Origin of the sequence: Specibacter cremeus, assembly GCF_003946885.1 — a bacterium.
GTDB classification, from domain to species: domain Bacteria; phylum Actinomycetota; class Actinomycetes; order Actinomycetales; family Micrococcaceae; genus Specibacter; species Specibacter cremeus.
On record NZ_RWKQ01000078.1, the window covers coordinates 1 to 10,071 of the forward strand.

A 10,071-nucleotide genomic window follows, 5' to 3' on the forward strand; every position below is an offset into this window, starting at 1 on the left:
ATGGATAATCCTTCATACTCCAATACTGGACCCACGGTCCGCCGCGGTCACCGGGAAAACCGAACACTTTCCCAACACGTTCTTAGGCACCGGAATCCGCGGATTTTGGTGCTTAAGTGCGCCCTAGTTGGACGGCGGCTAGAGGTTCTCCCGGTACGCCCGGGCCAGTGCGTCGCGGACGACGTCGTCCACGGCTTGCGCCGTCGTCAACCGGATGCGGCGGGTGAGGGTGTCGGGGTTCCGGACCTCCTCGAGGCGTCCGGCCACCGGGGCGGCGGTGCGCAGCAGCACGTCCACGGCGCTCTTGGTGGCCGGGGTGACCTGGGCGAACTTGCGCCGCGGCGTGTGCAGGGAGACGAACGTCTTGCGGACCTGGACGTCGACGTCACCCACGCCCAGCGCCAGCTCGATGACGGCATCGGCGATGGGCCGCAGCCGGGGCCGGTCGGCGTACTGGCCGTCCAGCAGTTCGGCGGCATCCGTGAGGAGGAAGTCCGGGTAGCCGAACAGCTCCCACATGACCGGGTTCTGCGCGTAGCCGGTGACGCCCTGGCCCGCCAGCCAGGCCCGGGTGGCCGGTTCCCCGTCCGGTGCCTGTGCCTTCGGGGCTTCGGCGCGGGCCCGCGCCACCCACCAGGGCACGCCGTGGCCCGTGCGGCGCAGCAGCAGCCCGATGTTCTCATCGAGCATGCCCCGCCAGGACTTGAAGTTGTCACCGGCCATGATTCCTCCTGGCTACACCCGCCGGAACGCCAGGTCGAAGATGGTGCGCCCGGCCTTGTGCGCCTTGTTCTCGAAGCTCGTCAGCACCCGGCCGTCGAAGCGCGGGGCCCAGCCGCCCTCGGTGTCGGGCTCATCGCCGGCCTCGCAGTCCACGCCGGTGCGCCGCGCCCTGGTGAGCGGGCTGAGCTCACCGGCGCGCTCGCCGTCGTGCAGGTTCTCGAAGTCCGCCGACGCCGCGCCGACGGCACGCATCTGCTCGGCGTAGCCGGACCAGTCGGTGGCCAGCCGCCACACGCCGCCGGGGGCGAGCGCGCGGGCGACGAGCGGGGCGAACGTGTCCTTCACCATGCGGCGCTTGTTGTGCTTCGTCTTGTGCCACGGGTCCGGGAAGAACACCCAGACCTCGGCGGCGGACCCGGCCGGCAGCATGGTGGAGAGCACCTCGGGGGCGTTGGCCTGCACCACGCGCACGTTCGCCAGGTTGTTGGCCACGATCTTCTGGATGGTCTGGGCCAGGCCGGGCGTGTAGACCTCGACGGCCAGGAAGTCCTTGTCCGGGTTTTCCTTGGCGGCGTGCACCACGGCCTCGCCCAGCCCGGAGCCGATCTCCACGATCAGCGGGGCGGTGCGGCCGAACTCGGCGGCCGCGTCGAACACGAAGTCCGGATGGACGGACGTGTCGGCGATGTGCCGGGGGATCTCGACCGCATACGTGCCGGAGTGGTCGTCCCACGCCTTCTGCCGGCGGCCCTGCAGGCGGGTCCCGCGACGCACGAACGACACCGGCTGCGCCCGGTAGGTGCCGTGCGCGGCCTGCACGTCCGGCGGGATGGGGCGCGAGGCGGGGCCGGATTCTGGGTGTTCGCTCATTCCGTCCAGAATACCGGCCCCGCCTGGGGGTTCCGCCTACGCGGCGACGGCCTCGGTGAGGTCCTTGCCGCGCGTTTCCGGGATGGTGAAGATGACCGCGGCACTGACCAGCAGCAGGACCACGGCGTACACGCTGAACATGGTCGCCAGGTTGATGGACCCCAGCCAGGTCTGCAGATAGGGGGCGGTCCCGCCGAACACGGCCACGCAGATGGAGTACGGCACGCCCACGCCCACGGTGCGGATGCTGGTCGGGAACAGCTCGGCGTACACGGCCGGGACGATTGACGCGCTGGCGGCGATGAAAACCAGCATCACCGACATGCTCACGGCCAGCTCCCATGGGGAGTCCTTCAGCAGCCAGGTCATCGGGAAGTGCAGCACGGCGGTGCCGATGGCGCCGCACAGCAGCACCTTCTTGCGGCCGATCCTGTCCGAGAGCTTGCCCCAGAACGGCAGGGCGGCGATGAAGACGACGTTGCCGATCACACCGGCCCACAGCGCCGCGCCGCGGTCCATGTGCAGCGAGGTGGCCGCGTAGCTGGGGGCCACCACGCCCCAGATGTAGTAGATGACGGTCAGCCCGACGGTGAGGCCGATCACCTGCAGGGCCTGCTTGCGGTAGCGGACAATCTGCGGCCAGATCGCGGCCCGCTTGGCTTTTGCGTCCTCGCCGGTGAAGATGTCGGACTCGTGCAGCCGGGCGCGCATGAACAGCGCGTACAGGCCCAGGACGGCGCCGATCGCGAACGGCACGCGCCAGCCCCACGCCTGCATGTCCGCCTTGCTCAGGAACGTTGTCATGACGGCGCCGAGCAGGGTGCCGAACAGGATGCCGGCGGTGCCGGAGGTGTAGATCAGCGTCGACCAGAGGCCGCGCTTTTCCTTCGGCGCCATTTCGGACAGGTACGTCTGCGACGACGGCAGCTCGCCGCCGTGGGCCAGGCCCTGGAGCAGCCGGGCCACCAGCAGGGTCAGTGAGGCGAACACGCCCACCGTGCCGTAGCTGGGGGCGACGGCGATCAGCAGACTGCCGACCGAGGCGAGCCCGACGGCGAGCGTCATGGAGGATTTGCGCCCGATCCGGTCCCCGATCCAGCCGAACAGGAAACCGCCGAAGGGGCGGGCCACGAAACCGACCGCGAAGATGGCCAGCGTGGACAGCACGGCCGACGTCGGATCCTTCGGGTTGAACAATGCCCCCGCCAGGAACGGGGTGAACGTGGCGTAGACGGCCCAGTCGTACCATTCGACGGCGTTGCCGATGCCGGTGCCGAGCAGGGTCCGCCACAACTTGGGGTGGCCGGCCGCGGTGGCGGTCTGGGGGTTGATTGCTGTTGTCATGGAGGGCTCCGGGAGCTAGTGGGAGGCGGGGGCCGGCCGCGCGGCGGCGAGGGACGCCAGCCTGCTGGTGGCCAGTTCGGCATACAGGGCGGCACCATCGGTGAGGACGCCGTCGTCGAACGTTGCGTAGGGGGAGTGGTTGAACGCCGTGGTGGTGTGGTCTTGCCCCGGGGCCACGGCGCTGAGACCGATGAACGTGCCGGGGACGGCGGCCATGACACGGGAAAAGTCTTCCGAGCCGCTGATCGGGGTGGCCATGCGGGTGAGCCGTTCGGCGTTGAACATCCCGGCGATGACGCCCTCCGCCTGTTCGGTTTCGGTCACGTCGGTGATGCTGAGCGGGTATTCGGTTTGGTAGTCGACGTCCACCTCGAGGCCGTGGGCGGCGGCGATGTTCTCCAGCAGTCGCGGCACGGCGGTGCGCATCCTCTCCCGGGATGCCTCCGAGAAGGTGCGGATGGTGGCCTCGAAGTGGGCCGTTTCCGGGATGACGTTGCGCTTGGTGCCGGCCTGCAGCAGGCCCACCGTCACCACCACCGGGTCGAACATGTNTGAACTGGCGGGTCACCATGACCTGCAGCGCGGTGACCATCTCCGCGGCTGCGGTGACCGGGTCCTTGGCCATGTGCGGGGCGGAGCCGTGGCCGCCGGCGCCCAGGACGGTCACCACCAGGCCGTCGGAGGCGCTCATCATGACGCCGGGCTTGGTGCAGAACTGTCCGTGCGGGGCCAGGCCGGAGAAGACGTGCATGCCGTAGGCGGCGTCGGCCCGGCGGCCGGCGGCGTCCAGGACACCCTCGCGGATCATGACGGACGCGCCGTCGTACCCCTCCTCGCCGGGCTGGAACATGAGGACGACGTCGCCCTCGAGTTGGTCGCGCCGGTCGGCCAGGAGCGTGGCGGCCCCGGTGAGCATGGCGGTGTGGAGGTCGTGCCCGCAGGCGTGCATGGCGCCGTCGACGCGGGAGGTGAACTCGACGCCGCTGCGTTCCTGCACGGGCAGCGCGTCCATGTCGGCACGCAGCAGGACCACCGGCTTGTCCGCGCGGCCGGTGGCGCCACCGCGCAGCACGGCCGTGACGGAGGTGGTGCCGGTGCCCAGCGAGATCTCATAGCCGAGGCCGTCCAGCGCCGTCAGGACCTTTTCCTGGGTGCGCGGCAGGTGCAGGCCGATCTCCGGGTCCCGGTGCATTTCATGGCGGAAGCGGGTCAGCGCCGCGGTGAGGTCGGCTGCGTCGATCGACATTCATGCTCCTTGTGGTTTGTCTCACATTTGGCTTGTGTCCATTGTCGGACCCGACGGCGATTGCCCTTCCAAATCCCTGAAAACGTGCAAATAATGCTTGAATGCGTAAGAAGTCATGCAATGGGTGGAAGGCGGTCCGGCCGTGGAACTGAGCGAGGAGGACTTGGCGTTGATCCATGCCCTCCAGATTGCGCCGCGGGTGGGTTGGACCGACGCCGCCGAGGTGCTGGGCGTGCACGCCACGTCGCTGGCGGCCCGGTGGGAACGCCTGAACGGGCAGGGTGCCGCCTGGGTCACCGGGCATCTGGTCGGGGACCCGAAGCAAATGTCGCTGGCGTTCATCGAGGTGGACTGCCGGATGGAACGCCGGGCGCAGGTGGTGGCCGCGCTCGCCGCCGTGCCGGAGATTGTCACGGTGGAGGAGGCGGCCAGCAACCGGGACCTGGTGCTGACCGTGGTCACGGAATCGCTGCAGAACCTCAGCGACGAGGTGATCCCGGCGATTGCGGCGATCGATGGCGTGACCAAGAGCCAGACGTCGCTGTGCACCCGGCTGCACAGCGGCGGCTATGCGTGGCGGCTCAATGTGCTGGACCGGCGCCAGCAACAACGGCTCGCGGCGCTCAACCATGTGGCCCGGGTGCCGGGCCCGCTGCCGCAGAGCCACAAGGCGCTGTTGCCGCTGCTGGCGGCCAACGGCCGGGCCACGGCCGCGCAGATGGCCCGGGCCCTGGGCCGGACGCCGGCCACCGTGCAACGCCAGCTCAACCGCGTGCTGGGCTCCGGCGTGCTGTCCTTCCGCTGCGAAATGGCCCAGCGCGGCTCGGGGTTCCCCGTGTCCGTCCAGTGGTTTGCGCGGGTCCCGGCGGGATCGCACCTGAGCGCGGCCGCGGCGCTGGCCAAGGTGCCGAACGTCCGCCTCTGCGCCTCCACCACGGGACGGACCAACTTTGTCGTTTTCATGTGGCTGCGCAGCGTGGCCGAGGTGATGGACATGGAACTGATCCTGCAGCAGAGCATCCCCGGCATTGAACTGGTGGAGAGCGCCGTCATCCTCGCCACGGCCAAACGGGTGGGGTGGATGCTCAATCCGGACAGCACGGCGGTGGGCCTGGTGCCCGGCGCCATCTCCATGGGAGGGCAGGCCGGCTAGGCTCCGGGCAGTGAAAGGAGCCGGCCCAAAGGTGACCTGCCCCACCAAGGCGCGGACCGCCGTCGTCCGCCTGTTAGGATGGAGATACTTTATGCGCGTCATTTCGCGCATTCTGCGTCGATGAACGCATGCAACTTGTCCCACCGGCAACCCGCAGTCGGGCCCACGAGGTGGTGGTTGACACGCTCTGGCATTGAAATCGGCGAACCCGTGGTCCATACCGGCCAATGGGACGTTGAACCGCCTTCAAGAAAGACTCTCTTACCTTCATGACTTCTTTTGCTGCCCTTGGTGTGCCCAAGGAACTCGTCACCTCGCTTGCCGCCTCCGGCATCGAGGACGCGTTCCCCATCCAGGTCAAGACCCTGCCGGACACCCTCGCCGGGCGCGACGTGCTGGGCCGTGGCCGCACCGGCTCCGGCAAGACCATCGCGTTCGCCATCCCGCTCGTGGCCCGGCTGGCCGAGCGCGAGGCCTCCTACTTCCGCAAGCCGCGCCGCCCGCTGGGCCTGGTGCTGGCCCCGACGCGTGAACTTGCCACCCAGATCAACAACACGGTCGAGCCGCTGGCCAAGGCCGCCGGGCTGAACACCACCGTCATCTTCGGCGGCGTATCCCAGGCCCGCCAGGAGAAGGCGCTGAACGCGGGCGTCGACATCGTCATCGCCTGCCCCGGCCGGCTCGAGGACCTGATGAAGCAGGGACTCGTCTCGCTCGAGGGCGTCGAGGTCACCGTGCTCGACGAGGCCGACCACATGGCCGACCTCGGGTTCCTGCCGGTCGTGAAGAAGCTGCTCGACCGCACGCCCGCCCAGGGCCAGCGCCTGCTGTTCTCGGCCACGCTGGACAACGGCGTGGACAAGATCGTCCAGCGGTACCTCTCCAACCCGCTGACCCACTCCGTGGACGATCCCACGGCGGCCGTGACGACCATGGAACACCACGTGTTCGTGGTCAACGATGCGACCGTGAAGAAGTCGCTGATCGTGGAACTGGCCTCCGGCGCCGGGCGCCGCATCTTGTTCATGCGCACCAAGCACCACGCCCGCAAGCTGGCCAAGACGCTCACCGACGCCGGCATCCCGGCCGTCGACCTGCACGGAAACCTGTCGCAGAACGCCCGCGACCGGAACCTGGCCGAGTTCTCCTCCGGCGACGTGCGCGTGCTCGTCGCCACCGACGTGGCGGCCCGCGGCGTGCACGTGGACGACATCGAGTTGGTCATCCACGTCGACCCGCCGACCGAGCACAAGGCGTACCTGCACCGCTCCGGGCGCACGGCCCGTGCCGGCAGCGACGGCACCGTCGTGACCATCACGCTGCCCGAGCAGCAGCAGGACGTGAAGAAGCTGATGCGCGCCGCCGGCGTGGACGTCTCATTCGAGCGCGTCTCGCCGAACTCGCCGGTCGTGGCGTCGCTGGTGGGTGAAGTGGCCGACAAGATCGACCCGCGCACCCGGGCAGCGCTGCTGGCCGCGAAGTCCGCGCCGCAGGGTGGTGGCCAGTCCACCGGCGCGAACGCCGCGCGCAAGCGGGCCCGCCGTGACGGCGCCGCCCCGGCCGGTGGCGGCCGTGGCGGCCGCGCGTCCGGCTCGCGTTCGGACGCCGGCGCCGGCGTCGACTCAAGGGGCGGCAACCGTGCCGAGCGTCGCAAGGACCAGCCGCAGGGCCCGCGTTTCGGCTCCGACGTGCGTCAGCCACGCGACGGCCGGCCCGCCCGCGACGGCGCCGCGGCCCGGGGCCAGCGCGCCCCGCAGGGCGCCTCGCACCACAACGACGCACCCCGGGCGGCCGGCTCCCGCGGCAAGAGCGGCGCTTCGCGCGGTTCCGGCACGGCCACCGTCTGGTCCTCCACCACGGGCGGCACGTCCGGCGGCAGCTACGGCTCCGGCGGGTCAGGCCGTCCGGCCCGGTCCGGCGGCGCGCGCCGCGCCTCCGCGCCGGCGTCGAACCAGCGTCGCGGGCGGTAACTTCCGGGTATTCCTTGCCGGTGAAGTCCCAGCAAACTCGTGTGGCCCCACCCAATTGGGTGGGGCCACACGAATTTGATATTTGATAGGAGTTCGGGTGCCACAGGCTACGGTCTCAGGGCGGCAGGCGGCTCAGCGACGGTTGCCTATGACACGGGGAACGCATTGTCGCCGGGGATGTGCAACAGTTTCCGGGTTCCGAGAGGTTTGTCCAACGTGATGACGCCGCTGGGCGTCAGCAGCAATGCGACATCGTTGCACGGCAAGGCCGGGTTACGGTAGACCGGCGCGATGGCGACTTCGGCGGGAGTTTCGGCCACAACAACACCCTTGTCGGTCTGGCATTCCCCACCCTGCGAATACTGGATGACGAGCTGCTTTCGGCCGTCCCGGATTTCCAGAAGCCGCCACGAACCAACCATATCGCCACCGCGAAACGTCCCAATACGATGCACCGGCTGCGGAATTGGCTGGCCGGGCAACAAGCCGGCGGGTTTCAACGGGTCGGTGATCGCGGAGTTCCAGAGACTGTCCGGAATTCCTGCATGGGATGCTGGGCCTTGGCCACAAGCCGCGGTGCTGAGCGCCAGTGCGATGACGATTAGAGTACGGCGGAATCCTCGCGTCACCCGTTTCACCCGACATCAATCTGCAAATTGCCGTATGGCGAGCCAAGCCGAGTGGCGAGGGCCTGCCAGGGGAGATAGTAGCAGAGGTTCGACGGACTGATATTTGACTCCCCATGGCGGTCGCGATGATGTGACAGGCACGCTACACCGGCCTATACCACGAAGCAATGGTTTGGTGCCACTGGTATCGAAACCGTGGTCAGGCCGGGTCGACGGTCAGCACCGCAAGGAACCCGCGGCCCGTGATCTCCGGCGGGGCGTCGGCGCCCACCACGGTGTCAAAGCGGCCCAGGTTGAACCGGTCCACCGTGTCGGCGCCGTCCGCGCCCGGGGCCGTGCCGTCGTCGCCCGTCCCTGCAGTTGACGGGGCGGTCACCGTGGCACTGCCCTGCAGCAGCACCGCATGCTGGCCGGCGAACACGGGGTGCGGGCGCTGCTTCGACAGCTCCAGCACCACCGCGAAACCCTTGCACACGCCGCGGCGGGTCATCAGGTTCAAATCGACCAGGCTGCCGGTGGGCAGCGTGGCGCTCGTGGCGGCGTCGCCGGGGAACCGGAACGGCCGGTACTTCTCCAGCGCATGCTCCGCCCCGTCCACGGTCAGCGCGATCAGGTCGCCGTCGATGATGGTCAGGATCCGGTCGATGCCCGGCAGCGGCGAGAACGGCCCGGCCGCGGCGACCTCGGCGATGCTGATGCGCCAATCCCACGGGTGTCCGTCCGGGGGGCCGACGAGGCCGGCCGCCACCTGGCGCGTGACCCCGCCGCCGTTGGCCCACCGGCCAGGTTCCAGTGCCGCGTACCGGATGATCCGCATGGTCAGTCGTCCACGTTCTCGACGCTATACACGCGCACCCGTTTGGGCTCGGCGGCCCTCTTCCGGGACACCCGCTTGACGTACGCGTACCCGGCGGAGATGGCGATCGACACCCCGAAGGCCAGGATGATCTTCAGTGGCAGCGGAAAGCGCGTGACGGCGAGAATCAGGCACATCAAGGCAAAGCTGGCGAACTGGACGGTGATGTCCAGCCAGGTGGTTTTTCCGCGCATGGTTAAAGCGTACCGCGCCGCCCTTGGGGCCTATTCGCGGCCCTGCGACACTGAGGCGGGGTTGGCGGCGCGGGAACCGACGACGGCGGCCGCGGCCCGGTCGAGGAGGTCCAGGTGCGCCGGGGTCAGGGTGAGGTCGAGCGCGCCGAGGTTCTCGTCGATGCGTGCCGGCTTGCGCGTGCCCGGGATCGGCACGACCGGCAGGCCGAAACGGCCGCCCTGGGCGAGTAGCCAGGCCAGGGCGACCTGGGCCGCCGTCGTCTGTGAACCCGTGCCGGCCGTGAGGTCGGCGGCGACCCGTTGGACGGCGTCGACGACGGCCTGGTTGGCGTCCAGCGCCCCGGCGGCGAAGCGCGGGATGTTGTGCCGGAAATCGCCGGGGCCCAGGTCCGCGGCGTGCACCGTGCCGGTGAGGAAGCCGCGGCCCAGCGGCGAATACGGCACCAGGCCCACGCCCAGTTCGGCCGCCGCCGGCACCACGTGCGCCTCGACGTCGCGGCTCCAGATGGACCATTCGCTTTGCACGGCGGCGATCGGGTGGACGGCACAGGCGGCGCGCAGCTCGTCGGCGGTCACCTCGGACAGGCCCAGGTGGCGGACCTTGCCGGCCTTGACCAGTTCCGCCATGGCGCCGACCGTCTCCTCGATGGGCACGCGCGTATCGCGCCGGTGCATGTAGTAGAGGTCGATCACGTCCGTGCCGAGCCGGGCCAGCGACTCGTCCACCGCCTGGCGGACGTAGGGTGCGTCGCCACGGACCTCGGTGGCCCCCTCGGCCGGGTTGCGGACGAGCGCGAACTTCGTGGCCAGCTGGACCTCGCCGCGGCGGTCCTGCAGCAGCCGGGAGATCAGTTCCTCATTGCCGCCGGCGCCGTAGATGTTGGCCGTGTCGAGGAACGTCACGCCGGCGTCCACGGCGTGGTGGAGGGTCCGCAGGGCCTCGGCAGGGTCCACGGCGCCGTACACGGGCGTGAGCGCCATGCCGCCAAAGCCCAATGGGCTGAGGGCTCGCACATAAATTATTTCGGTTCATCCGGGCGTGTCGTTTTCTCCTTCGGAGCGGCGGTTACGGTGTAGTTCCAGTCG

9 protein-coding genes and 1 pseudogene are annotated in these 10,071 nt (G+C 69.4%); 2 read left to right on the plus strand and 8 right to left on the minus strand.

The genetic code is table 11. The annotated features are described in order from the left end of the window. Positions 1-138 precede the first annotated feature (138 nt). From EJC77_RS19780 to EJC77_RS19795, 4 genes and pseudogenes are all read right to left on the minus strand, one after another. Positions 139-723 carry a DUF5655 domain-containing protein gene (locus tag EJC77_RS19780; protein WP_125616894.1) on the minus strand — a complete coding sequence of 195 codons (585 nt, stop codon included), beginning with the start codon at positions 721-723 and terminating at the stop codon, positions 139-141. A gap of 12 nt (positions 724-735) precedes the next feature. Beyond that, complete coding sequence (gene trmB / locus EJC77_RS19785) at positions 736-1,593, minus strand: tRNA (guanosine(46)-N7)-methyltransferase TrmB (protein ID WP_125616897.1); 858 nt, start codon at positions 1,591-1,593, stop codon at positions 736-738. A 36-nt stretch (positions 1,594-1,629) separates the two neighbouring features. Further along, complete coding sequence (locus EJC77_RS19790; RefSeq protein WP_125616900.1) at positions 1,630-2,937, minus strand: MFS transporter; 1,308 nt, start codon at positions 2,935-2,937, stop codon at positions 1,630-1,632. Between the two features lie 15 nt (positions 2,938-2,952). Beyond that, positions 2,953-4,183, minus strand: a pseudogene (locus EJC77_RS19795) (M20 metallopeptidase family protein). Between the two features lie 115 nt (positions 4,184-4,298). On the opposite strand from EJC77_RS19795, the gene EJC77_RS19800 reads away from it, so the two are divergent. Then, entirely contained in the window at positions 4,299-5,336 is a 1,038-nt protein-coding gene (locus tag EJC77_RS19800; protein WP_125616903.1) for an Lrp/AsnC family transcriptional regulator, read from the plus strand. Positions 5,337-5,605: 269 nt separating this feature from the next. Continuing rightward, positions 5,606-7,306, plus strand: coding sequence for a DEAD/DEAH box helicase (locus EJC77_RS19805; protein WP_125616906.1), 1,701 nt, complete (start codon positions 5,606-5,608; stop codon positions 7,304-7,306). Positions 7,307-7,452: 146 nt separating this feature from the next. Here EJC77_RS19805 and EJC77_RS19810 read toward each other — a convergent pair whose 3' ends face one another. From EJC77_RS19810 to EJC77_RS19825, 4 genes are all read right to left on the minus strand, one after another. Beyond that, the gene (locus EJC77_RS19810) at positions 7,453-7,944 is read right to left on the minus strand and encodes a hypothetical protein (protein WP_125616909.1); all 492 of its coding nucleotides are present in this window, start codon (positions 7,942-7,944) and stop codon (positions 7,453-7,455) included. Positions 7,945-8,134: 190 nt separating this feature from the next. Beyond that, positions 8,135-8,752 (minus strand): HutD/Ves family protein, encoded by a 618-nt coding sequence (locus tag EJC77_RS19815; RefSeq protein ID WP_125616912.1) that lies wholly within the window; start codon positions 8,750-8,752, stop codon positions 8,135-8,137. A 2-nt stretch (positions 8,753-8,754) separates the two neighbouring features. Continuing rightward, complete coding sequence (locus EJC77_RS19820) at positions 8,755-8,985, minus strand: hypothetical protein (RefSeq protein WP_125616915.1); 231 nt, start codon at positions 8,983-8,985, stop codon at positions 8,755-8,757. Between the two features lie 30 nt (positions 8,986-9,015). Continuing rightward, a complete protein-coding gene (locus tag EJC77_RS19825) occupies positions 9,016-10,008 on the minus strand; it encodes an aldo/keto reductase (RefSeq protein ID WP_276309095.1) in 993 nt (330 codons plus the stop codon). Positions 10,009-10,071 lie beyond the last annotated feature (63 nt).